The following is a 24,591-nucleotide window of genomic DNA, read 5'->3' as shown; positions in this document are numbered from 1 at the left end:
CTACTCCCGTCCGAGCGGTCTGAGTTCGTACTTCGGATTGAACAGCACCCTACGGCCCCGGCTCATCGAGACCCGGCCGGATGCGATCAGCTTGCGCCCCGGCTCTATCCCGACGATGGAGCGTCTGCCGAGCCACACCACGTCCAGGGCGGCCGAACCGTCGAACAGCTCGGCCTCCAGGGCCGGGACACCGGCCCGGGGGCGCAGCGTGACCGTGCGCAAGGTACCAGTAACCGTCACTATCTGTCGGTCGTGGCAGTCACAGATGCGCGTGCAACCCGCGGTCTCCGCGTCCTCGCGCAGCTCCTCCGACTCCAGGTCCTCCTGGGAGGAGGAGAGCCGGTCGAGCATGCGCCGGAAGCGGCCCGCCGGCTTCTCGGAACGCGGAACAGCACTCATGCCAAAAGCCTACCGGGGCCCGCCGACAGTGCCGCACCCCCGTACGCCGACCGTTCCCACCGGCGCCACCGACCCCATCGGCTCCGACGCCCGCCCCGCTCACTTCTCGAACCGGTACCCCATCCCCGCCTCCGTGATGAAGTGCCTCGGCCGCGACGGGTCCCCCTCCAGCTTGCGCCGCAGCTGTGCCATGTAGACCCGCAGGTAGTTCGTCTCCGTCCCGTACGACGGTCCCCAGACCTCCTGGAGCAGCTGCCGCTGGCTGACCAGGCGCCCGGTGTTGCGGACCAGCACCTCCAGGAGGTGCCATTCCGTGGGGGTCAGCCGGACGTCCTTGCCGTCCCGGTTCACCTTCTTCGCAGCCAGGTCCACGGTGAAGTCGCCGGTCTCCACGATCACGTCGCCCTCGTCGCCGACGGGCTCGGCGCGGCGGACGGCGGCGCGCAGCCGGGCGAGCAGTTCGTCCATGCCGAAGGGCTTGGTGACGTAGTCGTCGGCGCCCGCGTCGAGGGCCTCGACCTTCTCGTCGGAGGAGTGCCGGGCGGACAGGACGAGGATCGGGACGCGGGTCCAGCCGCGCAGGCCCCTGATCACTTCGACGCCGTCCATGTCGGGCAGGCCGAGGTCGAGGACGACGACGTCGGGGTGACGGGCGGCGGCGAGTCCGAGGGCGGTCGCCCCGTCATGGGCCGAGTCGACCTCGTACTGGCGGGCCTTCAGGTTGATCACGAGCGCGCGTACGATCTGCGGCTCGTCGTCGACCACGAGCACCCGGGTCATGTGGTCTGCCTCTCTGCCGATGTGACCGTGTCCACCGTGACGGCGGCGGGCCGGGCGCCGTTCGCCGCGGCCCGCACCGTGAGCACCATGGTGAGGCCTCCGCCGGGGGTGTCCTCGGCGTCGAGCGTGCCGCCCATGGCCTCGGCGAAGCCGCGGGCGACGGCGAGCCCCAGCCCCACACCGGCACCGCGCGGGGCGTCGCCGTAGCGCTGGAAGGGCGCGAAGATGCGGTCCTTGGCCTCGTCGGGGACGCCGGGGCCGCGGTCGGTGACCCGTACCTCGACGCGGCCGCCGTGCGCGCTGGCGGAGACGTGGACGGGTGCGCCGGGCGGGCTGTACTTGACGGCGTTCTCGACGATGTTGGCGACCGAGCGCTCCAGCAGCCCGGGGTCGACGGCGACCATGGGCAGGCTCTCGGGGATCTCCAGTCCGACACTGCCTTCGGGGACACCGCCGAGGGCCATCGGCACCACCTCGTCGAGGTCGATCTCGCGGATCAGTGTGGTGACCGTGCCGGTCTGGAGGCGGGACATGTCGAGGAGGTTGCCCACGAGGTGGTCGAGCCGGTCCGCGCCCGCCTCGATGCCTTCGAGCAGTTCGGCCCGGTCCTCCTCCGACCAGGCCACGTCGTCGGAGCGCAGGGACGACACGGCGGCCTTGATCCCGGCCAGCGGGGTGCGCAGGTCGTGGCTGACGGCGGCGAGCAGCGCGGTGCGGATGCGGTTGCCCTCGGCGAGTTCCTTGGCCTGGTCGGCCTCCTGCTGGAGGCGTCGGCGGTCCAGTACGACGGCGGCCTGCGCGGCGAACGCGGCCAGCACCCGGCGGTCCTCGGCGGGCAGGACGCGCCCGGAGAGGGCGAGCGCCATGTGGTCGCCGACCGGCATGTCCACGTCCGCGGCCTCCGGTCGGTCCACGGGCTGCCGCGCGCCCACGCTGCCCGCACAGGTCCACGGGTCCACATCGCTCTCACGCTCCAGGAGGGCCACCGACTCCATCCCGAAGGTCTCGCGGACCCGTTCCAGCAGGGCCTCCAGGCTGGTCTCGCCGCGCAGCACACTGCCCGCGAGGAAGGACAGGATCTCCGACTCGGCGCGCAGCCGGGCCGCCTGGTGCGTGCGCCGGGCCGCCAGGTCCACCACGGACGCCACGGACACCGCGACCCCTATGAAGACCGCGATGGCGACGATGTTCTTGGGGTCGTCGACGGTCAGGGTGTGCACCGGCTGGGTGAAGAACCAGTTGAGCAGCAGCGAGCCCAGCACCGCGGAGGCCAGCGCCGGCAGCAGACCGCCCAGCAGGGCCGCCGCCACCGTCAGCGACAGGAACAGGAGCATGTCGTTGGCGAGGCCCAGATCGGTTTCGAGGTTGGCCGGCAGCAGCGCCAGCAGCACGGGTCCGGCCGTGCCGACCAGCCAGCCCCAGATCGTCCGGGCCCGGCCCAGCCGCGCGCCCCGGGCCACGGGCAGTCCGCGTCCCTTGCCCGCCTCGCCGTGGGTGATCAGGTGGACGTCGAGGTCGGGGCCGGAGTCCCGGGCGACGGTCGCGCCGACGCCCGGCCCGAAGACGTACTGCCAGCTCTTGCGGCGGGAGACGCCTAGAACGATCTGGGTGGCGTTGAGCCCGCGCGCGAAGGCCAGCAGGGCGGCCGGGATGTCGTCGCCGACGACATGGTGGAACGTTCCGCCGAGGTCCTCGACGAGGGTGCGCTGGACGGCGAGTTCCTTGGGCGAGGCGGAGGTGAGGCCGTCGCTGCGGGCGATGTAGACGGCCATCACCTCGCCGCCAGCGCCCTTCTCGGCGAGCCGGGCGGCCCGGCGGATCAGGGTCCGCCCCTCGGGGCCGCCGGTCAGCCCGACGACGATCCGCTCCCGCGAGCCCCAGATCCTCGACACCTGGTGCTCGCTGCGGTACGCGTTGAGGTACTCGTCGACCCGGTCCGCCACCCACAGCAGGGCCAGCTCCCGCAGCGCGGTCAGGTTCCCGGGCCGGAAGTAGTTCGACAGGGCGGCGTCGACCTTGTCGGGCTTGTAGATGTTGCCGTGCGCCATCCGTCGCCGCAGTGCCTGGGGCGACATGTCGACCAGCTCTATCTGGTCGGCCCGCCGCACCACCTCGTCGGGGACGGTCTCGCGCTGCCGCACACCGGTTATCGACTCGACGACATCGCCGAGCGACTCCAGGTGCTGGATGTTGACGGTCGATATCACGTCGACCCCGGCCGCCAGCAGCTCCTCGACGTCCTGCCAGCGCTTGTCGTTGCGCGAGCCGGGGACATTCGTGTGCGCGAGCTCGTCCACGAGGGCCACCTGGGGCCGCCGGGCGAGGACGGCGTCCACGTCCATCTCGGTGAAGACCGCGTCCCGGTAGGCCAGCTCCCGGCGGGGGATCTGCTCAAGACCGTGCAGCATCACCTCGGTGCGCGGCCGATTGTGGTGCTCCACGAAGGCGACCACGCAGTCGGTGCCGCGTTCGACGCGGCGGTGCGCCTCGGACAGCATCGCGTATGTCTTGCCGACGCCCGGTGCCGCACCGAGGTAGATCCGAAGCTTCCCGCGTCCCATGGCCCCATTGTCTTCCCGTGACCGCCGCCCACGCAGCGTCGACCCTACGGCCAACAATCACGGCAAAGAGGACATGAAGGGAGCCGGCGGCGCTCTTTGACGCAACCCTGACGCCCCGTCCCACAGCGCCCGGAGAGGACGATGGGCCGCACCCCGAGGGATACGGCCCATGCACGTGTACGACAGTCGCGCGTACGAGAGGTACGCGCCCTCAGACACCTAACGGACCTCGGTGATCTCCGGCCCGCGCTGCAACTGCCCCATGCCGCCGGAGAAGCGGGAACCGCTCTGCTCCTCCTGCTGGACACCCTCGGGGACCATCTGCGCGTCGTTGGGCAGCTTCAGGACGATCGGGTCGCGCGGGGCCATGGGCCCGTCGCCGCGGACGACGACCGTGTCCCGGAAGATCTGCTCCAGCAGCCCGGCGGTACCCGGCTCGACCGCCCCGCGGCCGGAGATGACGCCGCGCAGGAACCAGCGGGCCCCGTCCACGCCGACGAACCGGACGACCTGGAAACCGCCCGTGCCGTCCGGCAGCTGCACCGGCACCTGGGCCCTGAGCTCCCAGCCCAGCGGGCCCTCGACCTCGTCGATCACACCGCCCTGCTGGGTGATGCCGCTGGCGATCTCCTCGCGGACCTCGCCCCAGATGCCCTCGCGCTTGGGGGCGGCGAAGGCCTGCAGCTGGACCGCGCTGTCGCGCAGGACGACGGTCGCCGCGACGATCGCGTCACCCGCGACCTCGACCCGCAGTTCCATGCCGTCGACTCCGGGCACGAAGATGCCGCCGAGGTCCACCCGGCCCTCGCCGGGGTCGCGCACCTCGGTGCTGTCCCACGGCCCGTCGGGCCGCGGCTCGGGCTCCAGCCGCACGCGCTCGCGTTCGACCTCGTCCGCCTCAGTGTCGACGTCCCCAACAACGCCGTCGACCTGCTCGGCCTCGCTCGCCGCGTCCGCCGCGTCCTCAGCGGAGCCCTTCTTCTTGCGACGTCCGAACACGTCACTGTCCTTCCCGGTCGGATACGACCGAAGCGTATCGATTCCCACCCGTTGCCACCCATGGTCCGCCCACGGCGGCGTGGCCGCCGGTGGACCCGAAGCCCCCCTCGGCCCGCGCCGAGTCGGGAAGCTCCGCCACCTCCTGGAAGCGCACCTTCTCGACCTGCTGGACGACCAGTTGGGCAATCCGGTCGAAGCGCTCGAACCGCACGGGTTGATGCGGGTCGAGATTCACCACGATCACCTTGATCTCCCCACGGTACCCGGCATCAACCGTCCCCGGGGCATTCACCAGGGCGACGCCGCAGCGGGCGGCGAGACCGGATCGCGGGTGCACGAAGGCCGCGTACCCCTCCGGGAGCGCGATGGACACTCCCGTGGGCAGTACGGCCCGTTCGCCGGGCTTCAGTTCACGGCTTTCCGTGGTGCGCAGATCGGCGCCGGCGTCACCGGGCTGCGCGTATTCCGGCAGCGGGACCTCGGGGTCCACGCGCCGGACCAGAACGTCGAGAGGGGCACGGCCGTCACTCACGGGTTCACCTCGAAGGCACGGGCCCGCCGGGCCTGGTCCGGGTCGTCCATGGCCGCCCGGATCTCCTCCTGCCGGCCGTGGTCGATGAAGTGGTCGACCTTGACCTCGATGAACAGCGCGTCGGCGCGGACGGCCAGCGGGCCGTCGGGGCCGCCGATGCGTCCCTTGGCAGTCGCGTAGATCTTCCGCCCGGCCACCGCCGTCACCTCGGCCTGGAGGTGCAGCACGGCCCCCACGGGCACGGGCCGTACGAAGTCGGTCTCCAGGCGTCCGGTCACCGCGATGGTGCGCAGCAGCCAGGTGAGGGAGCCGAGGCTCTCGTCGAGGGCACTGGCCAGGACCCCTCCGTGCGCCAGCCCGGGCGCCCCCTGGTGCGCGGACCTCACCGTGAACTCGGCGGTCAGGGACACCCCTTCACCGGCCCGGGACTCCAGGTGCAGCCCGTGGGGCTGCCCTTCGCCGCAGCCGAAACACTGCCCGTAGTGCGCGCCGAGCAACTCACCGGGGGCGGGTGCCTCGGGATGCCGTACGGGCACCGTGGCGTCCGCCGGGGGCCGCAGGGCCGTGGATGTACCTCTCACAGCCGCAGACCCTACCCGTCCGTCAGCGTCCGGCCATCGCCCCTGGGGGCAGGGTTTTCCCTCGGGCGCCCCTGTTCCGGAGGCGGACGGGCAGCGTGCCAAGCTTGACGCCATGCAGCTCTCCGCCTCGCCGTACGAAGAACGCCTCACCGCGCCCCGCTCCTGGTGGCTGATCTGCTTCCTGGTCGGGGTATCCATGGCCCTGATCCTGCTCCCGTTCGGCACCCTCCCCCTTCTGGGCGGCCTGGCCGGCGGCACCGCGGCCGCGGCCGTCGTCGCCAGTTCCTACGGCTCCGTCCGCATCCGAGTGGTCGGCGACGCCCTCATCGCGGGCGAGGCCAAGATCCCGGTGAGCGCCCTGGGCGAGCCCGAGATCCTGGACCGCGAGGAGGCCCAGGCCTGGCGGACGTACAAGGCCAACCCGCACGCCTTCATGCTGCTGCGCGCCTACATCCCGAGGGCCCTGCGCATCCCGGTCACCGACCCGGCCGACCCCACGCCGTACGTGTACCTGTCGACGCGGGAGCCGGAGCGGCTGGTGGCGGCGCTGGAGGCGGCGAGGACGACGGCGTGACGCCGCTCGCCGCTTGGACGGCGGCGTAGGCAGCGTGGTTTTCTCGCCCAACTCTTACCGTTGTCGTCGGCCGGAAGAATTCCCTTTCCGCTTCCGCTCCGCCGCGACGGTCGATCGGTACGCGGCCGCGTATTCACGGCCGGGGGAACTGCCGGTCGGCTCAGCCGCCGCCGAGTTCCTCGGGCAACTCCCCCACGCGCAGCGGATCCGCCGGTTTCTCCAGCGGTGGCAGCTCCGGCAACGCCTCCCACGGCACCTGAACGCGCCGCAGGTCCTTGCGAATCCGGGCCGCGAGATGTCTGGTGTCCCGGCGGTTCATGACCGCGCCGACCGCCGCCCCGACCAGGAACGGCATCAGGTTCGGCAGATTCCGCACCATGCGTTTCATGATCTGCTGCCGTAGCTGACGTTTCAGCTGCCCGCCGAGCGCCGTGTTGATCGACGCCGGTTTGGTCACGTCGATGCCACGCTCACCCGACCAGGAATCCAGGTAGGCGGTACTGCGCTCGCGGAGGTTGCCGGGCGGTCTGGCCCCGTACACCTCGTGCAGCTCGGCGATGAGTTTCAGTTCGACCGCGGCGACGCCGGTGATCTCGGCGGCCAACTCCGCGGGCATGGCAGGCGGCGTCGGCAGCATCGCGGCGGCCCCGACGCCCGCGCCCACCGTGGAGGACGCGTTCGCGGCCCCCGCGACGAGCTTGTCGGCGAGCTGCTCGGGCCCCAGGCCCGGGAACTGGGCGCGGAGGGTCGCGAGGTCCCGTACGGGGATTCTCGGGGCTGTCTGGATGATGCGGTCGGTGATGTACGCGAGCCCCGCTCTGGCCCGGTCGCCACCCTTGCGGGCACCGACCTTGAGGCCTTGTTTGAGTCCGTCGCGGACGACGGCCGCGCGTCGTGCGGCGACCGGCGCCGGAGTGTCCACCGGTACGGGCAGGCGTCCCTGCTCATCCGTGGCGCCCCCCGACGCCGTGCCGGACGCACGTTCGAGCGAGGCCTCCCCCGATTCGGAGGAGCCTCGCCCTTCGTCACGCGCGCCGTCAGAGCCGTCGTACGGCTCTCGGTCCGCCTCCTTCCGGAAGCGGCGCTTCCAGGGTGGGGTCGAGCCAGTCACGGCCGACCCCGCCTCAGTCGCAGTCGCGGCAGATCGGCTGACCGTTCTTCTCGCGGGCCAGCTGGCTGCGGTGGTGCACCAGGAAGCAGCTCATGCAGGTGAACTCGTCCTGCTGCTTGGGCAGCACCCGGACGGCCAGCTCCTCGTTCGAGAGGTCGGCCCCGGGCAGTTCCAGGCCTTCTGCGGCCTCGAACTCGTCGACGTCCACGGCGGAGGTCGACTTGTCGTTCCGGCGAGCCTTGAGCTCTTCCAGGCTGTCCGAGTCGACGTCGTCGTCGGTCTTGCGTGGGGTGTCGTAATCCGTTGCCATGTCGCGCTCTCCCCCTCTGGGTGTCTGCGGTGTCTCCAGCGCACGTAACGCGTGAGAGGCCGGACTTGTGCCCGACCTGAGGCGGAGATTTTGCCTCACATCAAGGTCTGTTACTCAATCGACACCCAACCGGACTCCTCAAGAGTGATCGGCTTGGATGGCGAACGGGACCGTACACGGTCCTTAGGCTGCATTTCAAAGGCGCCTCAGCATGTACTTCCCGTGATCTCAACCCCCGAAAACCCGGATTTTCCCGGCTTTACGACGGCCACATGATCACGCTCGGTAGATGGCTGGAAATTCGCCTATGTGATCGATCACACATTGGTCGTGCACGACCGTTTCGATCAGGCGTCCGGAAAATTCCGCGCAAAGCGAACACGTTCCGGGACCGGGGGCCATTTTCTCAGACAGGCAGGGTCACGCGCATCACCAGCCCGCCTCCTTCACGGGGCCGGGCGGCGATATGGCCGCCGTGCGCCCGGGCCACGGACCGGACGATCGACAGGCCGAGGCCCACCCCCTTGTCGCTGCCCGTACGCTCCGTGCGCAGCCGCCGGAACGGCTCGAAAAGATTGTCGATCTCGTACGCCGGGACCACGGGCCCGGTGTTCGTGACCACCAGGACCGCCTGGCCGTGCTGGAGCTCCGTCGTCACCTCGACCCAGCCGTCGGCCCCCGGCACGTTGTACCGGACGGCGTTCTGGACGAGGTTCAGGGCGATGCGCTCCAGCAGGACACCGTTGCCCTGGACGACCGCCGGGACCCGCTCGCCGCGGATCTCGACCTTCTTGGCCTCCGCCTCGGACCGCACCTGGTCGATGGCCTGGGAGGCCACCTCGGCGAGGTCCACGGGCTTGCGCTCGACGATCTGGTTGTCGCTGCGGGCGAGCAGCAGCAGTCCCTCGACGAGCTGCTCACTGCGTTCGTTGGTGGCCAGCAGCGTCTTGCCGAGCTGTTGCAGTTCGGCCGGCGCGTGCGGATCGGAGAGATGCACTTCCAGGAGCGTGCGGTTGATCGCGAGCGGTGTTCTCAGCTCGTGCGAGGCGTTCCCGACGAACCGCTGCTGGGCCGTGAAGGCCCGTTGGAGCCGTTCCAGCATGTCGTCGAAGGTGTCCGCCAGCTCCTTCAGCTCGTCGTCCGGCCCGTCCAGTTCGATACGGCGGGACAGGTCCGAGCCGGCCACCGCGCGCGCGGTGCGGGTGATCCGGCCGAGCGGCGCGAGCACGCGCCCCGCCATCGCGTAGCCGAAGGCGAACGCGATCACGGCGAGCCCGAGCAGGGCCAGCAGGGAACGGCTGAGCAGGGCGTCCAGGGCGACCTTGCGCTGGTCGTCGATGCAGGCCGAGATCGCCGCGTTGAAGTCGGTGAGCGGGATGTTGAGGGCCGAGTCGGCGTCGACCGCGGGGCACTTCTCGCTGGAGACACTGATCCTGTCGCCGCCGACGATCTTGAACAGCGGCTGGTTGCCCGTGGTGATCGCCTGGGCGGCCAGCAGATAGATGATCGACAGCAGCAGGATGCCCGCGATCAGGAACATGCCGCCGTACAGCAGCGTGAGCCGTATCCGAATGGTCGGGCGCAGCCACGGGAGCGGGTTCTGCGGCCTCCTGGGGTCCCAGGTGGGCTTCGGGGGCGCGAGCGGGGGCGCGGGGGTCGTGGCCACGGCTGATCAGATCCGGTAGCCGGAGCCGGGCACGGTGACGATGACCGGCGGTTCGCCGAGCTTGCGGCGCAGGGTCATCACCGTCACACGCACGACGTTGGTGAACGGGTCGGTGTTCTCGTCCCATGCCTTCTCCAGGAGCTGCTCCGCCGAGACGACGGCGCCCTCGCTGCGCATCAGCACCTCCAGGACCGCGAACTCCTTGGGCGCGAGCTGGACCTCCTTGCCGTCGCGGAAGACCTCGCGGCGGTTGGGGTCGAGCTTGATCCCGGCCCGCTCCAGGACGGGCGGCAGCGGCATGCTGGTACGCCGGCCGAGGGCCCGCACGCGCGCGATGAGCTCGCTGAACGCGAACGGCTTGGGCAGGTAGTCGTCGGCGCCGATCTCCAGGCCCTCGACGCGGTCGCTGACGTCGCCGGACGCGGTGAGCATCAGCACGCGCGTGGGCAGGCCCAGCTCGACGAGCTTGCGGCAGACGTCGTCGCCGTGGACGAGGGGGAGGTCGCGGTCGAGGACGACCACGTCGTAGTCGTTGACGCCGATGCGTTCCAGGGCGGCCGCACCGTCGTACACGACGTCGACGGCCATGGCCTCCCGGCGCAGTCCGGTGGCCACCGCATCGGCGAGCAGTTGCTCGTCCTCGACGACGAGTACGCGCACGTCGCTTGTCCTTCCTGTGTCCACCCGCGTAGCGCGTCGGAAGGCGCACACGGGCGGGGTGTTCGTGGGTGTGTGGCCTCCATCCTGCCTTTTTCAGCCGTAAGTCGGCTGTAAGGCGACCCCGGGGCCGGCCGGGGTCCGGGGCGCGGCCGGGAATGCGGGAGTTTTTCGTCCGGTTGAGGTTTCCGTTCGAGAGACCGGGGGGAGGACGGCTTTACACCCCGCGATCACGCTCTGCTTGTGCCGCACCACCATGCGGTACGCGGCGCTCCGCTTTCCGCAGAGCAGGGCGTGGGTGTCCGGCACCGTCGCCGCCCGGCCAGGGCAGCGCTGGGCATCCACAAGAGACGTGATCGCCCCTTCCGAACGGCACACCCCCGTGCCATCGACCCACGACCCAGGACGAGGGGGCGCAGCATGGACGCATTCACCGCAGGACTTCTGCAGCGCATAAGGGCGACCGAGTCCGACCTGACCAGGGCTCGCGACGAGGGCGACGACTTCCTCGTCGAGGTGGAGCAGGGCGAGCTCGACGACCTGCGCCGCCTCGCCGCCGATCATGGTGTGGAGGTCGGCGCGTTCAGCGTCTGATTCACAGCGCGCACGTACGACAGCGGGACCCTCGGTAATCCAAGGCCGGGGGTCCCGCTGCGTTCGTCACCGTCTGCGACGGGGCCGTCAGTCGTGCCAGGCGCCGAGGTCCTCCAGGCGGGTCTGGAGGACCTCGAAGAGGCCGGGTGGGGCCGCGATGGTCAGGTCGGGTGAGAGGGGCTCTGTGGGGCGGCCACCGGTCAGGGCGCCCGCCTCCCGGGCGATGAGGTCGCCCGCCGCGTAGTCCCAGGCGTTCAGGCCGCGCTCGTAGTACGCGTCCAGGCGGCCCACGGCCACGTCGCAGAGGTCGATCGCGGCGGAGCCGCCGCGCCGGATGTCACGCACCTGGGGGATCAGCTCACCCAGCACACGCGCCTGCCCGGCCCGGCGCTCGGCGCGGTAGCCGAAGCCGGTGCCGACGAGGGCCAGCTCGAGGGCGGGCGCGGGCCGCACCCGCGCGGGACGGTCGTCGAGGTACGCGCCCTCTCCGAGGACGGCCCGGAAGGTCTCGCCGCGCAGTGGGGCGTGGACCACGCCCACGACCGTCTCGCCGTCCACCCGGACCGCTATGGACACGGCCCAACTGGGCAGTCCGTACAGGTAGTTCACGGTGCCGTCGAGGGGGTCGATCACCCACTGGACGCCGCTCGTGCCCGCGACGCTGGCGCCCTCCTCGCCGAGCACGCCGTCATGCGGCCTGCGCTCGGCCAGCAGGCCGGTGATCAGCTTCTCGGAGGCGATGTCCATCTCGGTGACGACGTCGACCGCGCTGGACTTGGTGGCGGCCACGCCGAGATCGTCGGGCCTGCCGTCGCGCAGGAAGGTGCCCGCGCGGTGGGCGGCCTCCAGGGCGATCTCCAGCAGCTCGGCCCTGAGTCCGGCCGACTGCTCTGACTGATCGGTCACTGTGCTCCTCACGCGTACGGGCTGTCGGCGCCCGCGGCTGCGGGGCGCGGGGCGCGGGCCGGGCAGCAGCCGGCCGGGCAGAGTCGGTGGCTCGCGCCGAGGGTGCCGAGGGCGCAGGGGGTCACGTCCCGGCCCCGCTCGATCGCGGCGCGCTCCAGGACCAGGTCGCGGATCGCGGCGGCGAACCGCGGGTCGGCGCCCACGGTGGCCGAGCGGCGCACCGGCAGCCCCAGTTCCGCGCCCTTGGCCATGGCCTCGGTGTCGAGGTCGTACAGGACCTCCATGTGGTCCGAGACGAACCCGATGGGCGCCATCACGACGGCCGGGGCCCCGGCCTCGTGCAGCGACTCCAGGTGGTCGCAGATGTCGGGCTCCAGCCACGGGATGTGCGGGGCGCCGGAGCGGGACTGGTAGACGAGCCGCCAGGGGTGCTCGACACCGGTCCGCTCGCGCACGGCATCGGCGATGAGCGTCGCGACGTCCAGGTGCTCCGCGACGTACGCGCCACCGTCCCCGTGGTCCTCCGACGGACCGGAGGTGTCCGCGGAGGCGTTCGGGATGGAATGCGTGCAGAAGGCGAGGTGCGCGCCGTCCCGGACGTCCTCGGGGAGGCCGGCGAGCGACTCCAGGACGCCGTCGATCATGGGCTCCAGGAAGCCGGGGTGGTTGAAGTAGTGCCGGATCTTGTCGATCCTCGGCAGCTCCAGGCCCTCGGCCTCCAGGGCGGCGAGAGAGTCGGCGAGGTTCTCGCGGTACTGGCGGCAGCCCGAGTACGAGGCGTACGCGCTGGTGGCGAGGACCAGGATGCGGCGGCGGCCGTCGGCGACCATCTCGCGCAGGGTGTCGGTCAGGTAGGGCGCCCAGTTGCGGTTGCCCCAGTGGATCGGCAGGTCCAGCCCGTGCTCGGCGAAGTCCTTGCGGAGGGCGTCGAGCAGGGCGCGGTTCTGGTCGTTGATGGGGCTGACCCCGCCGAACAGGAAGTAGTGCTGCCCGACTTCCTTGAGGCGTTCCTTGGGGATGCCGCGCCCCCGCGTCACGTTCTCCAGGAACGGGACGACGTCGTCCGGGCCCTCCGGGCCGCCGAACGAGAGCAGGAGCAGGGCGTCGTAGGGGGTGGCGTCGTGCGCGTGTGGCATGACTCCGATCCTGCCACCCGGCACCGACAGCCGGGATCCCGGCCTGGGCCCGCGGATGACTTAGGGTTACCTGGTTCGTAAGCTGTATCGACGGAGTTCGCACCTTACGAGGAACTCGTCACTCCGCTTCCCGGAAAGACCGGAGACCTGTGCCCAGCCCCTACACCGCCCTGTTCGCCGCCCCCGGCACCAAGGGCTTCACCGCCGCGGGTCTGCTCGGCCGGATGCCGCTGTCGATGATGGGCATCGGCGTGGTCACGATGATCTCCCAGCTCACCGGGCGGTACGGCCTCGCCGGCGCGCTCTCGGCGACCATCGCGCTGTCCGCCGCCGTGGCCGGCCCGCAGATCTCGCGGCTGGTGGACCAGTACGGGCAGCGACGGGTGCTGCGCCCGGCGACGCTCTGCGCGCTGGTGGCGTCCGCCGGGCTGTTGTTCGCCGCGCACTACCGATGGCCGGACTGGGTGCTGTACGTGTGCTCGGCCGGCATCGGCTGTGTGCCGAGCCTCGGCGCGATGACCCGGGCCCGCTGGGCGGCCCTGTACCGGGACACCCCGCACCTGCACACGGCGTACTCCTTCGAGTCGGTCCTCGACGAGGTCTGCTTCATCTTCGGGCCGATCATCTCCATCGGGCTGTCCACGGCGTGGTTCCCGGAGGCGGGGCCGCTGCTCGCGGCCGGTTTCCTCGCGGTCGGTGTCTTCTGGCTGACCGCCCAGCGGGCCACCGAACCGGCGCCGCACCCGCGCGCGCACCACGACAAGGGCCGATCCGCCCTCCGCTCGACCGGACTTCAGGTCCTGGTGGTCACTTTCGTGGCGACCGGAGCGATCTTCGGAGCCGTCGACGTGGTCACGGTGGCCTTCGCCGAGGAGCAGGGCCACAAGGCCGCCGCCAGCGTGGTCCTGGCCCTGTACGCGGCCGGTTCGTGCGTCGCGGGCATCGTCTTCGGGCTGCTGCGCTTCACCGGCGCCCCCGAGCTTCGATGGCTGCTGGGCGTGTGTGCCATGGCCGTGAGTATGATCCCCCTCCTACTGGTCGGAAACTTGCCGTTTCTGGCTGTGGCGCTCTTCGTCGCCGGACTGTCCATCGCACCCACGATGATCACGACGATGTCCCTGATCGAGGAGCACGTACCACGCGCGCAACTGACCGAGGGCATGACCTGGGTGGGCACGGGGCTCGCGGTCGGGGTCGCGCTCGGATCCTCCGTGTCCGGCTGGGTGATCGACACGGCAGGGGCGGAGGCGGGGTACGGGGTTCCGGCGGTGTCCGGAGCCGTCGCGGTCGCGGTCGGTTTCCTCGGGTACCGCCGGCTGCGCAGGCCGGCTCCAAGGCGGGGAGGGCCCCATGAGCACCACAGTGATCGGGAAGAGCGGCACGTGGCGTAACTGGGCGGGGAACGTCACCGCCCGGCCCGTACGGGAGGTCACCCCGGCCACCGTCGAAGAACTCGCCGCGGCCGTACGGAAGGCCGCCGAGGACGACCTCAGGGTGAAGGCGGTCGGCACGGGCCACTCCTTCACGGCGGCCGCCGCGACCGACGGCGTATTGATCCGCCCTCAACTGTTGACCGGTATACGCAAGATCGACCGTGACGCCATGACCGTCACGGTGGGTGCCGGCACCCCGCTCAAGAGGCTCAACATGGCTCTCGCGCGCGAAGGGCTGTCGCTCACGAACATGGGCGACATCATGGAGCAGACGGTCTCCGGCGCGACCAGCACCGGCACACACGGCACCGGCCGCGACTCGGCCTCGATCGCCACCCAGATCCGGGGACTTGAGCTGGTCACCGCCGACGGCTCGGTCCTGACCTGTTCCGCGACGGAGAACCCGGAGGTCTTCGCGGCGGCCCGCGTCGGTATCGGCGCCCTCGGCATCGTCACCGCGATCACCTTCGCCGTGGAGCCGATCTTCCTGCTGACGGCCCGCGAGGAGCCGATACCGTTCGAGAGGGTGCTGGCCGAGTTCGACGAACTCCACGCCGAGAACGAGCACTTCGAGTTCTACTGGTTCCCGCACACCGGCAGCACCAACACCAAGCGGAACAACCGCAGCGCCGGCCCCGAGAAGCCGATACCACAGCTGAACAGCTGGTTCGAGGACGAGTTCCTCTCCAACGGCGTCTTCCAGGTGGCCAACCTGGTCGGCCAGGCGGTGCCCGCCACCATCCCGACGATCGCGCGGATCTCGAGCCGGGCCCTGTCCGCGCGGACGTACACCGACATCCCTTACAAGGTCTTCACGTCTCCGCGCCGGGTGCGCTTCGTGGAGATGGAGTTCGCGGTTCCGCGCGAAGCCGTGGTGGACACGCTGCGTGAACTCAAGGCGATGGTCGACCGATCGAACCTGCGCGTCAGCTTCCCCGTCGAGGTCCGCACCGCCCCGGCCGACGACATCACCCTCTCCACCGCCTCCGGCCGCGAGAGCGCGTACATCGCCGTGCACATGTTCAAGGGGACGCCCTATCAGGCGTACTTCACCGCCGCCGAGCGGATCTTCATCGCGCACGAAGGGCGGCCGCACTGGGGCAAGGTGCACACGCGGGACTCGGACTACTTCGCCAAGGTCTATCCCCGCTTCGGCGAGTTCACCGCCCTGCGTGACCGACTCGATCCCCAACGGCGGTTCCAGAACGACTACTTGCGACGAGTCCTCGGGGCCTAGCCGGGCGGCCGGTTCTGATGATCGCGTGAAGCACGCCCCTCCCCGAGGTCACGAAAAGGTCTATTCCGGCTGCCGATTGCCGTCTCTCATGAGAAGTTGAGCGGCGTGCCGATCCACGCAAGTGGCCCGAATGGAGTACTGTTGCGAGCCCTGGGTCCGGACTCCCGCCAGGGCGTCCGGGGCCTGCCAGGACCACCGGGAGGGGGATCCGTGCACAGGGTGATGAGGTTCGTCACTTAGCGTTGCGAATAGGTAACCGTGCCATAACGGCGGCCTCGGGTTCACGCCCGACACGCCGGGCAACTCGGCAAGGTTGTGGCAGGCTGCACCCGGGCAGGCCACACTCGACTAGCGGAAGCAGCGACGCACGTGACGTCGGCAGGCACCACCCGGGAGGTCCCCATGCCCGAACTGCGTGTCGTGGCCGTCTCCAATGACGGCACACGGCTGGTGCTGAAGGCTGCCGATTCCACGGAGTACACGCTGCCGATCGACGAGCGGCTGCGTGCCGCCGTGCGCGGCGACCGGCCCCGCCTCGGCCAGATCGAGATCGAGGTGGAGAGCCATCTCCGCCCCCGAGACATCCAGGCGCGTATACGTGCGGGCGCTTCGGCGGAAGAGGTCGCGCAGCTCGCCGGCATCCCTGTCGACCGGGTACGCCGGTTCGAGGGTCCCGTACTTGCCGAGCGCGCCTTCATGGCGGAGCGGGCCCGTAAGACCCCGGTCCGCCGCCCCGGCGAGAACGCGGCCGGGCCTCAGCTCGGTGAGGCCGTACAGGAGCGACTGCTGCTGCGCGGCGCCGAGAAGGACACCGTCCAGTGGGACTCGTGGCGCCGCGACGACGGCACCTGGGAAGTCCTGTTGGTGTACTGCGTCGCGGGCGAACCGCACTCGGCGAGCTGGACGTACGACCCGCCCCGGCGGCTCGTCCAGGCCGTCGACGACGAGGCGCGCTCGCTGATCGGCGAGTCCGACGACCTCGGGGCGCCCGAGCCCAGCTTCCCGTTCGTGCCGAGGATCGCGCGGCTGCCCCGGGACCGCCCCCTGGACCGCCAGGCGGAACGTCCCGCCCTGCCCGCTCCCCCGGACCCCGACGAGGAGCTGGTGAGCGAGCGCGACTCGCTCACCAGCATCCTGGAGGCGGTCCCCAGCTACCGGGGCGACCTGGTGGTGCCCGAACTGCCCTCCACCGAACCGCAGGAGGAGCCCGTCGAGGAGGTGCCGGAGGAAGAGTCCGCCGCGCCTGCGGCCTCGGCCGGTTCCGCCTACGCGGATGTCCTCATGCCGCGGTCGGTCAACGGCCACCGCGACCGGCTCATCGGTGCCACCGACCGGCAGGCCGAGGCCGACGGCGTGCGCCCGGGCCGTCGCGCGGCGGTGCCCAGCTGGGACGAGATCGTGTTCGGCACGCGACGCAAGAAACAGGAGTAGCGGGACCAACAGCGGTTGACAGCAGGACCGTTCGTTCGTGCGGATCGCTGTCCGCGGACAGGTTTTGCGGAAATGCAGGATCGGTCATTCATACGTGTGTGGGGCCCGCGTCGTTCAGATGCGGGCCCCACGGCGTGCCGTCCGCGGCGTAGGCGGCGTCAGCGGTGGGTCACTGGGGTTCGGGTCCCGTCGCCACCGGACGGCCGCCGTCGCGGGACCACTCCGACCACGAGCCCACGTACAGGGCCGCCGGGACGCCCGCGACGGCCAGCGCGAGGACCTGGTGGGCGCCGGAGACACCCGAGCCGCAGTAGACGCCGACCTCCGAGTCGGTGGTCGCGCCAAGTCCCTTGAAGCGGTCGGCCAGTTCGGCGACGGAGTGGAAGTGCCCGGATCCGGTCACGTTCTCCGTGGTCGGTGCCGACACCGCGCCCGGGATGTGGCCGCCGACCGGATCGATGGACTCCACGTCGCCGCGGTAGCGTTCGGCGGCCCGCGCGTCCAGGAGCAGCCCGGTGCGGGCCAGCGCGGCGGCGCCGTCCGCGTCGAGCAGCGGCAGTGCGCCGGGGGTGGGCGTGAAGGCGCCGGGGGCCGGCTCGGGGATCTCGTCGGTCAACGGGCCTGTCCAAGCCGCCAGTCCGCCGTCGAGGACCCGCACCGAGGGGTGGCCCGTCCAGCCGAGCAGCCACCACGCGCGCGCGGCGGCCCAGTTGAGGCCCCCGTCGTAGACGACGACGGCGCGGTCTGCGGAGACCCCGGCGGCCCGCATCGCCGTACCGAAGGCCTCCAGGTCGGGCAGCGGGTGGCGGCCGCCGGAACCCGCCGGGCCGGCGAGTTCGGAATCCAGATCGACGAAGACGGCCCCCGGGATGTGCGCCTTCTCGTACTCGGGCCGCAGGTTCGGGCCGCCCAGCTGCCAGCGGACGTCCAGGAGGACCGGCGGGTTGGCTCCCGCCAGCTCGCTCGCGAGATCGGATGCGGAGATGATGGCGTTCATGGCCCCATCCTTACGCACGGGGTGGCCGCGTCGTCCAGGGCCGGTTACTCTGCCCGCCGGGCGGTGCCGATCACAAGGCGTACGGGGTCGGGTACATGCCGTACAACCGATGGACACCGCGGGGCCGCGACCCGGAATGCGAGCGGTGCAGCGAGCCCGGGGGTCCTGCACGTACGTGCGCGTCGCGCGGCGGTGCGGCGCGGGCCCGTGGCGCTACGGGTGGTGCGAGCATCGGCACGGGGCGTGATCGCGCGTGGACGCGGTACACGCGTACGGAGGGCGGACGGACACGGCCACCGCGAGGGGCCGAGGAGAGAGTGACGATGACCGAGGCACGGGGGTCGACCGGCCTGAACGGTACGGCGTATCCACCGGGCACACCTTGCTGGGTGAGTCTGATGGTGCACGGGATGGCCACGACCCAGGACTTCTACGGAGCGCTGTTCGGCTGGGAGTTCCAGCCCGGACCTCAGCAGCTCGGCCCGTACGTGCGGGCGCTGCTCGACGGGAACCAGGTGGCCGGCATCGGCCAGCTGCAGCCCGACCGCCATCTCCCCATCGCCTGGACGCCGTACTTCGCCTCCGACGACGTGGACCTGACGGCGGCGACCGTACGGCACTGCGGCGGCACCGTCGGCGTCGGCCCGCTGGACGCCGGCGAGGCGGGCCGCCTCGCGATCGCCTCCGATCCGGCGGGCGCCGTCTTCGGCATCTGGCAGGCGGCGGAACATCTCGGCGCGGACCTCACCGGCGTCCCCGGCACCCCCGCCTGGGACGAACTCCTCACCATCGACACGTCCCTCGTCGCCAAGTTCTACGAGACCACCTTCGGCTACCAGGAGGAGCCGGTCGTCTCCGCCGACTTCGACTACGTCACCCTCCGCATCGAGGGCCGCCCCGTAGCCGGTATCCACGGCATCGGCAACGCCCTCCCCCGCGACCGCGGCCCCCACTGGCTGACCTACTTCGAGGTCACCGACCCCGACGAGGCCGCGCGCCACGCCCTCGCCCTGGGGGGCCACCTCCTCCAACCCGCCCACGACACCCCCCACGGCAGGGTGGCGACACTCGCGGACTCGGAGGGCGCGAAGTTCGCGGTGGTGCACACGGAACGCTGAACTCCCGGCCCGTCTCGTCAGACCGTCTCGACCGGCAGTACGTCCGGGGAGAGGGCGCTCGCGTGGGCCGTCGCGGCGGTCAGGCGGCGGCGGTGGTGGCGGCGGCAGAGGACCTCGTAGCCGATGTCGTCGGGTTGGTTGACGTCGCCGACGACGACCTGGGCGCCCTCGACGACCATGTGGCCGCCTATGGTGCGGGCGTTGTGGGTGGCGCGGGCGCCGCACCAGCAGAGGGCCTCGACCTGGAGGACCTCGACGCGGTCGGCCAGCTCGACGAGGCGCTGGGAGCCGGGGAAGAGCTTGGAGCGGAAGTCGGTGGTGATGCCGAAGGCGTAGACGTCGAGGCCCAGGTCGTCCACGACGCGGGCGAGTTGGTCGATCTGCTCGGGGGTGAGGAACTGGGCCTCGTCGGCGATCACGTAGTCCGCGCGGCGGCCCTGGGAGAGGTGGTCGACGAGGTACGCGTAGAGGTCCTGGCCGTCCGCGACCTCCACGGCGTCGGTGACCAGGCCCAGCCGCGAGGAGAGCTTGCCCTCGCCGGCGCGGTCGTCCCGCGTGAAGATCATGCCCTGGAGGCCGCGCGCCGAGCGGTTGTGCTCTATCTGGAGGGCCAGCGTCGACTTCCCGCAGTCCATGGTTCCGGAGAAGAACACCAGCTCGGACATGGTGAGTTGAGCACCTTTCGGCAAGGAGGGCGGCAGGAGGGGCAGGGCTTCAGGTGCGTACTTCGAGGAGCGGGATCAGCTGTTCCACCGGCGTCATCGAGCCGTGGTTGCCGACCATCGCCGACTCCTTGGGCTCTCGCTCGGACGCGATGATCAGGACGTCGTCGCGTGCGGCCGCGACCACGTCGCCGATGCGGCGGTAGACGCGTTCGTCGACGTGCGGTCCGAACCAGCCCGCCGCGATCGCCTCGTCGCGTGAGGCGATCCAGAACTGCTCGCCCAGCACCTCGCGCCAGCAGGTCAGGACGTCCGACTCGGCGCCCGGCACCGCGTAGACATGGCGGGCGCGGCCCTCGCCGCCCAGGAGGGCGACCCCGGCGCGCAGTTCCCAGTCCTCGTCGAAGTCGATGCGGTGCTGCTCGTCGAAGGGGATGTCGATCATCCCGTGGTCGGCCGTCACGTACAGGGCCGTACGCGGCGGGAGTTGCTCCGCGAGGCGCTGGACCAGCCGGTCGACATGCATGAGCTGGCCGCGCCAGGCGTCCGAGTCGACACCGAAGCGGTGCCCCGCGCCGTCCAGTTCGGAGTAGTACGTGTAGATCAACGAGCGGTCCCCGGCGGCCAGCCGCTCGGCGGCCTTGTCCATGCGCTCCTCGCCGGAGAGACGGCCGTGGAAGGTGCCGCCGCTCAGCGCGATCTGGGTGAGGGGCGTGTTCTGGAAGGCCGGGGAGGTGACCTGGGCGGTGAGCACACCCGCCGCGTCGGCCAGCTGGAAGATCGTGGGGTACGGCTGCCACGCGCGCGGCGACGTCCAGGGCTGCCAGCGCAGCTGGTTCATCAGCCCGTCGGTGTCCGGGTCACGGACCGTGTAACCGGGCAGGCCGTGCGCGCCCGGCGGCAGGCCGGTGCCCACCGAGGCGAGGGAGGTCGCGGTGGTAGCGGGATAGCCCGCGGTGATGGGGCGGCCGGTGCCGCCGCGCGAGGACCCCAGCAGCGCGGTCATGAAGGGCGCCTCGTCGGGGTGCGCCTTCAGCTGCTCCCAGCCCAGCCCGTCGATCAGGAACACACAGGCGCGGTCGGCCGCCGTCAGCTCCGGTATCACGGCCGTTGTACTGGGGACCCCCATGCCCGCCGCGAGGGTGGGCAGCAGGTCGGCGAGCGAGCCGGCGCCGTACTCCGGAACGGGTGCGGAGCCGATGGCGAGGGGTTCCGGGTGGTCCCAGGTGGGCAGTGCCATCAGCGGGCGGGGTCCGCGGTCGCCTCGGAGAGGGACTGCGCGAAGGCGAGGGCCTGGCGCACGGTCTCCGGGCCGTCCCCGGCCTCGCTGACCCGCAGGCTGAGGTCGTCCGCCGTCGAACTGCCCGTGTACCCGTGGTCCGCCTCGCAGTTGGGGTCGCCGCAGGCGGCGGGCTCCAGGTCGATACGGGCGACGGCGCCCCAGCCGATGGTCAGGACGACCTCGCGGGGCAGGGTGCCCGGCGCGTACGACTCGGGGTTGGCGACGACACGGCTGAGCACGACCGACGAGATCCGGCCGATCTTCACCGACTCGGTCGACGTCGTGGCGTACGGCGTCGGCGAGGTGCTGTCCGCGGCCTGCTCGTCCGTGTGACTCACGATGAAGCGGCTGCCCGTGAGGACGAGCACCGTCACGTGCCGGCGCACCTCGTTCGCGTCGAACGTCGTCTCCTGATGGACCAGGTACGACTTGACGGCCTCGCCGCCGACAGCGGCCTCCACCGCCTCGGCCACGAGGGCCGGGTAGTAGCCGCTGCGCTCGATCGCCGCACGCAGCCCCTGGGTCGTCGTACTGGTCTTGGCCATGACGTCCATCCTACGGTGGCGCACTGACTGCGAGGGACCGCTCTGCCGTCTCTGTTCTGTCGTGGACGGAACAATGCGACGGTCCGTGCGCCGTCCTTCGCGGAGTCCTTCGCGGAGTCCTTCGCGGAGTCCGCGTGCCCTCTTCGCCACCCTGGTGCACCGGGAGCGGCGCCCCGTCGCCCTCAGTACACAGGAAGGGTCCGCGGGCCGAGGTCGTCGCGGGCCGGCGGGCGCGCGAGCCGCACGGTGGCGCCGAGCACGCTCAGTCCGTGCGGGGCCACGACCACCGGCTCCAGGGAGACCGCCACCACCTCGGGGTGGTCGTCGACCAGGCGGGACACCCTGAGCAGCAGTTCCTCCAGGGCATCCGTGTCGACCGGGGCGGAGCCCCGCCAGCCGAAGAGGAGCGGTGCCGTCCGGATCGACCGGACCAGCGAGGCCGCGTCCCGCTCGGTGGCCGGAATCAGGCGGTGGGCCATGTCCCCGAGCAGCTGGGACGCGGGCCCGGCGAGCCCGAACGAGAGCACCGCTCCGGCCGCCGGGTCGACCACCGTCCGTACGATCGTGTCGACTCCTCGCGGGGCCATGCCCTGCACGACCGGACGCAGCTCCTCCGGCTTCCCGAAGAGCTCCGTCAACTCCGCGTACGCCCGTCGCAGTTGCTCCTCGTCGGCCAGGTCCAGCCGCACGCCGCCCAGGTCGGCCCGGTGACGCAGGTGCGGGGCGGTCGTCTTGAGCGCCACCGGGTAGCCGATGGTCCGCGCGGCCGCCACGGCCTCGTCGGGTGTGGGCGCGGGCCGCGCCGCCCGCACGCCGATGCCGTACCGGACGAGCAGCGCGCCCACCTCGTCGCCGCCGAGTGTGAGCCCTTCGCCACGAGCAAGGAGCGCGTCGATCTGTTCGGCCGCCCCCTTCTCGTCGATGTCCTCGTACGCGGGCACCCGCCCCGGATCCGCCCCCTCCCGCCGCCACTGGGCGTAGTTCACCGCTTCGGAGAGCGCGCGGACGGCGCGCTCGGCCGCGGGGTAGGCGGGGATGAGGCGGGAGTCGGCGGAGCCGGAGGGGGCTGTCGGCGCCGCGCCCGTTCCCTCGGTGGGCGGTCGTTCCGCGGGGCGGAGGCGGGGGGCTGCGCCGAGCGCTCTGTTGCCCGACTGGGGTGCGGTGCTCGAAGCCGCGGACAACGCCTCCGCGAGCCCGCCCAGCTCGACATGGACGACAAGCACCGGCTTCGAAGGATTCGCGGCCGCCGCGGACCGCAACGCCTCGGCCAGGGCCGCGTCGTCGGGCGTCGCCTCCCCCAGCGCCGGTATCGCGGTCACCACCACCGCGTCGCACGAGTCGTCGGCGAGTGTCCGCGAGAGCGCCGCGTGGAAGTCCTCGGCCGAGGCCCCCGTGGTCAGGTCCGACGGGGGCAGTGGCCGCAACCCCTCGGCGAGACACGCGTCGTACGTCAGCAGCCCCAACGACTCCGAGTTGCCCAGAATCGCCACCCGGGGACCCGCCGGCAGCGGCTGCCGGGCCAGCAGCAGCCCGGCGTCGACCAGCTCCGTGATCGTGTCGACGCGGATCACCCCGGCCTGGCGCAGCAGCGCGGACACGGTGGTGTGGGGCAGCCGGGTGGCGCGCACGGCGTGGCCCTGGGGCGCGGAACCTCCGTGCCGCGCCCCCTGGACCACGACGAGCGGTTTGACCGCCGCCGTCCGCCGGGCGAGGCGGGTGAACTTCCGGGGGTTGCCGATGGACTCCAGGTACATCAGCACGACATCGGTGTCCGGGTCCTCGTACCAGTACTGAAGGACGTCGTTGCCGGACACGTCCGCGCGGTTGCCCGACGACACGAAGGTGGAGACGCCCGTGACCCCGGTGACCCCTCCCCCGCGCCGGTGCAGCCGGGACAGCAGCGCGATCCCGATGGCGCCGGACTGGGCGAAGAGGCCGATGCGCCCGGAGCGCGGCGCCTCGGGGGCGAGTGAGGCGTTGAGCCGTACGTCGGGGGCGGTGTTGATGATTCCGAAGGCGTTCGGCCCGATGATGCGCATGCCGTACGTACGCGCCTGGCGCACCAGTTCGCGCTGGCGTTCGCGCCCGTCGGGGCCGCTCTCGGCGTACCCGGCGGAGACGACCACGAGCCCCTGCACACCGTGCTCACCGCACTCGGCGACGACCTCGGGGACGTACGCGGCGGGGACGGCGACGACCGCGAGGTCGACGGGGCCCTCGATGTCGGTGACGGAGCGGTGGGCGGGCACGCCGCCGAGTTCCTTCTCGGCTTCCCCGAGGGCCTTGTTCACCGCGTACAACCGCCCGGTGAACCCCGCGTCCAGGAGGTTGGCGAGCACGCTGCGGCCCACTCCGCCCGGTGTGCGCCCGGCGCCGATGACGGCGACCGAGCCGGGGGCGAGCAGCCGCTGCACGGACCTGGCCTCGGCCCGCTGCTCCCGCGCGCGCTGTACGGCGAGGGAGCGGTCGGTGGGCTCCAGGTCGAACTCCAGGCGTACGACGCCGTCCTCGAAGCTGCGCTTCTGCTGGTACCCGGCGTCGGTGAACACCTTGATCATCTTGTTGTTGGCGGGCAGCACCTCGGCGGCGAAGCGTCTGATGTCGCGCTCGCGGGCGACGGCGGCGATGTGTTCGAGGAGGGCGGAGGCCACACCTCGGCCCTGGTGGGCGTCCTGGACGAGGAAGGCGACCTCGGCCTCGTCGGCGGGTGCGGACGCGGGCATTCCCTCGGCGCCGATGCGGTCGTAGCGTACGGTGGCGATGAACTCGCCGCCGACGGTGGCGGCGAGCCCCACCCGGTCCACGAAGTCGTGGTGCGTGAAGCGGTGGACGTCCTTGGCGGACAGGCGAGGGTAGGGCGCGAAGAAGCGGTAGTACTTCGACTCGTCCGAGACCTGCTCGTAGAAGCTGACGAGACGCTCGGCGTCATCAACGGTGATGGGCCTGATGCGTGCGGTGCCGCCGTCGCGCAGCACCACGTCGGCCTCCCAGTGGGCGGGGTACTCGTGCCGGTCCGACGAGGTCTGCATGGGCCCCAGAGTACGGCTCGCGTACGACAACGTCGCGGGCCAGTCTGGGGA

At 71.4% G+C, this 24,591-nt stretch carries 23 protein-coding genes; 6 read left to right on the top strand and 17 right to left on the bottom strand.

All coding sequences use genetic code 11. The features are described 5' to 3' along the window. From I8N67_RS06985 to I8N67_RS06960, 6 genes are all read right to left on the bottom strand, one after another. Complete coding sequence (locus tag I8N67_RS06985) at nt 1-399, bottom strand: OB-fold nucleic acid binding domain-containing protein (RefSeq protein ID WP_200301700.1); 399 nt, start codon at nt 397-399, stop codon at nt 1-3. Nucleotides 400-498: 99 nt separating this feature from the next. After that, complete coding sequence (locus I8N67_RS06980; protein WP_200301699.1) at nt 499-1,179, bottom strand: response regulator; 681 nt, start codon at nt 1,177-1,179, stop codon at nt 499-501. Then, complete coding sequence (locus I8N67_RS06975) at nt 1,176-3,740, bottom strand: ATP-binding protein (RefSeq protein WP_234045216.1); 2,565 nt, start codon at nt 3,738-3,740, stop codon at nt 1,176-1,178. Before I8N67_RS06975 ends, I8N67_RS06980 begins: the two co-directional genes overlap by 4 nt. Before the next feature lie 219 nt (nt 3,741-3,959). Further along, nucleotides 3,960-4,739: a DUF3710 domain-containing protein gene (locus I8N67_RS06970; protein WP_200301698.1), complete on the bottom strand. Its 780-nt coding sequence runs from the start codon at nt 4,737-4,739 to the stop codon at nt 3,960-3,962. 1 nt (nt 4,740) lies between these two features. Next, entirely contained in the window at nt 4,741-5,271 is a 531-nt protein-coding gene (dut, locus tag I8N67_RS06965) for a dUTP diphosphatase (RefSeq protein WP_200301697.1), read from the bottom strand. Next, entirely contained in the window at nt 5,268-5,852 is a 585-nt protein-coding gene (locus I8N67_RS06960; RefSeq protein ID WP_200301696.1) for a PaaI family thioesterase, read from the bottom strand. The genes dut and I8N67_RS06960 overlap by 4 nt, the downstream gene beginning before the upstream one ends. 112 nt (nt 5,853-5,964) lie before the next feature. Here I8N67_RS06960 and I8N67_RS06955 point away from each other — a divergent pair, with 112 nt between their 5' ends. After that, nucleotides 5,965-6,426 carry a DUF3093 domain-containing protein gene (locus I8N67_RS06955; protein ID WP_200301695.1) on the top strand — a complete coding sequence of 154 codons (462 nt, stop codon included), beginning with the start codon at nt 5,965-5,967 and terminating at the stop codon, nt 6,424-6,426. 160 nt (nt 6,427-6,586) lie between these two features. Here I8N67_RS06955 and I8N67_RS06950 read toward each other — a convergent pair whose 3' ends face one another. The 4 genes from I8N67_RS06950 to I8N67_RS06935 all read right to left on the bottom strand — a co-directional run bounded on the left by I8N67_RS06950 (nt 6,587) and on the right by I8N67_RS06935 (nt 10,173). Continuing rightward, nucleotides 6,587-7,537, bottom strand: a complete 951-nt coding sequence (locus I8N67_RS06950) for a hypothetical protein (RefSeq protein WP_200301694.1) — start codon at nt 7,535-7,537, stop codon at nt 6,587-6,589. Nucleotides 7,538-7,550: 13 nt separating this feature from the next. After that, nucleotides 7,551-7,847: a DUF4193 domain-containing protein gene (locus I8N67_RS06945; RefSeq protein WP_005481602.1), complete on the bottom strand. Its 297-nt coding sequence runs from the start codon at nt 7,845-7,847 to the stop codon at nt 7,551-7,553. Between the two features lie 406 nt (nt 7,848-8,253). Then, nucleotides 8,254-9,513 carry a sensor histidine kinase gene (locus I8N67_RS06940; protein WP_200301693.1) on the bottom strand — a complete coding sequence of 420 codons (1,260 nt, stop codon included), beginning with the start codon at nt 9,511-9,513 and terminating at the stop codon, nt 8,254-8,256. Nucleotides 9,514-9,519: 6 nt separating this feature from the next. Continuing rightward, nucleotides 9,520-10,173, bottom strand: coding sequence for a response regulator transcription factor (locus I8N67_RS06935; RefSeq protein ID WP_045561067.1), 654 nt, complete (start codon nt 10,171-10,173; stop codon nt 9,520-9,522). A gap of 417 nt (nt 10,174-10,590) precedes the next feature. Between I8N67_RS06935 and I8N67_RS06930 the strand changes: the two genes are divergently transcribed. Beyond that, complete coding sequence (locus I8N67_RS06930) at nt 10,591-10,764, top strand: hypothetical protein (protein ID WP_166662622.1); 174 nt, start codon at nt 10,591-10,593, stop codon at nt 10,762-10,764. Between the two features lie 87 nt (nt 10,765-10,851). Here the strand turns inward: I8N67_RS06930 and I8N67_RS06925 are convergent, their stop codons facing one another. Both I8N67_RS06925 and I8N67_RS06920 read right to left on the bottom strand, forming a co-directional pair. Further along, the gene (locus I8N67_RS06925) at nt 10,852-11,670 is read right to left on the bottom strand and encodes an inositol monophosphatase family protein (protein WP_200301692.1); all 819 of its coding nucleotides are present in this window, start codon (nt 11,668-11,670) and stop codon (nt 10,852-10,854) included. A gap of 8 nt (nt 11,671-11,678) precedes the next feature. Beyond that, nucleotides 11,679-12,806, bottom strand: a complete 1,128-nt coding sequence (locus I8N67_RS06920; protein ID WP_200301691.1) for a ferrochelatase — start codon at nt 12,804-12,806, stop codon at nt 11,679-11,681. 149 nt (nt 12,807-12,955) lie between these two features. On the opposite strand from I8N67_RS06920, the gene I8N67_RS06915 reads away from it, so the two are divergent. The 3 genes from I8N67_RS06915 (at nt 12,956) to sepH (ending at nt 16,907) form a co-directional block, all read left to right on the top strand. Beyond that, nucleotides 12,956-14,197 carry an MFS transporter gene (locus I8N67_RS06915; RefSeq protein WP_200301690.1) on the top strand — a complete coding sequence of 414 codons (1,242 nt, stop codon included), beginning with the start codon at nt 12,956-12,958 and terminating at the stop codon, nt 14,195-14,197. Beyond that, nucleotides 14,157-15,476: a D-arabinono-1,4-lactone oxidase gene (locus I8N67_RS06910; RefSeq protein ID WP_200301689.1), complete on the top strand. Its 1,320-nt coding sequence runs from the start codon at nt 14,157-14,159 to the stop codon at nt 15,474-15,476. The genes I8N67_RS06915 and I8N67_RS06910 overlap by 41 nt, the downstream gene beginning before the upstream one ends. Before the next feature lie 402 nt (nt 15,477-15,878). After that, a complete protein-coding gene (gene sepH / locus I8N67_RS06905; RefSeq protein WP_200301688.1) occupies nt 15,879-16,907 on the top strand; it encodes a septation protein SepH in 1,029 nt (342 codons plus the stop codon). 169 nt (nt 16,908-17,076) lie between these two features. Here the strand turns inward: sepH and I8N67_RS06900 are convergent, their stop codons facing one another. Beyond that, the gene (locus I8N67_RS06900) at nt 17,077-17,904 is read right to left on the bottom strand and encodes a sulfurtransferase (RefSeq protein ID WP_200301687.1); all 828 of its coding nucleotides are present in this window, start codon (nt 17,902-17,904) and stop codon (nt 17,077-17,079) included. Nucleotides 17,905-18,227: 323 nt separating this feature from the next. On the opposite strand from I8N67_RS06900, the gene I8N67_RS06895 reads away from it, so the two are divergent. Next, nucleotides 18,228-19,022, top strand: a complete 795-nt coding sequence (locus I8N67_RS06895) for a VOC family protein (protein ID WP_200301686.1) — start codon at nt 18,228-18,230, stop codon at nt 19,020-19,022. A 17-nt stretch (nt 19,023-19,039) separates the two neighbouring features. On the opposite strand, the gene I8N67_RS06890 is transcribed toward I8N67_RS06895, so the two are convergent. The 4 genes from I8N67_RS06890 to I8N67_RS06875 form a co-directional block, all read right to left on the bottom strand. Further along, nucleotides 19,040-19,687: a thymidine kinase gene (locus I8N67_RS06890; RefSeq protein WP_200301685.1), complete on the bottom strand. Its 648-nt coding sequence runs from the start codon at nt 19,685-19,687 to the stop codon at nt 19,040-19,042. A gap of 49 nt (nt 19,688-19,736) precedes the next feature. After that, on the bottom strand, nt 19,737-20,924 hold the full coding sequence (locus tag I8N67_RS06885; protein WP_200301684.1) for an alkaline phosphatase family protein: 1,188 nt from the start codon (nt 20,922-20,924) through the stop codon (nt 19,737-19,739). Next, on the bottom strand, nt 20,924-21,511 hold the full coding sequence (locus I8N67_RS06880; protein ID WP_200301683.1) for a DUF5998 family protein: 588 nt from the start codon (nt 21,509-21,511) through the stop codon (nt 20,924-20,926). The genes I8N67_RS06885 and I8N67_RS06880 overlap by 1 nt, the downstream gene beginning before the upstream one ends. Nucleotides 21,512-21,693: 182 nt before the next feature. Continuing rightward, entirely contained in the window at nt 21,694-24,540 is a 2,847-nt protein-coding gene (locus I8N67_RS06875; protein WP_200301682.1) for a bifunctional acetate--CoA ligase family protein/GNAT family N-acetyltransferase, read from the bottom strand. Nucleotides 24,541-24,591 lie beyond the last annotated feature (51 nt).

Source organism: Streptomyces adelaidensis, from assembly GCF_016598475.1.
GTDB classification, from domain to species: domain Bacteria; phylum Actinomycetota; class Actinomycetes; order Streptomycetales; family Streptomycetaceae; genus Streptomyces; species Streptomyces adelaidensis.
This window is presented reverse-complemented; position numbering and strand designations above follow the sequence as displayed.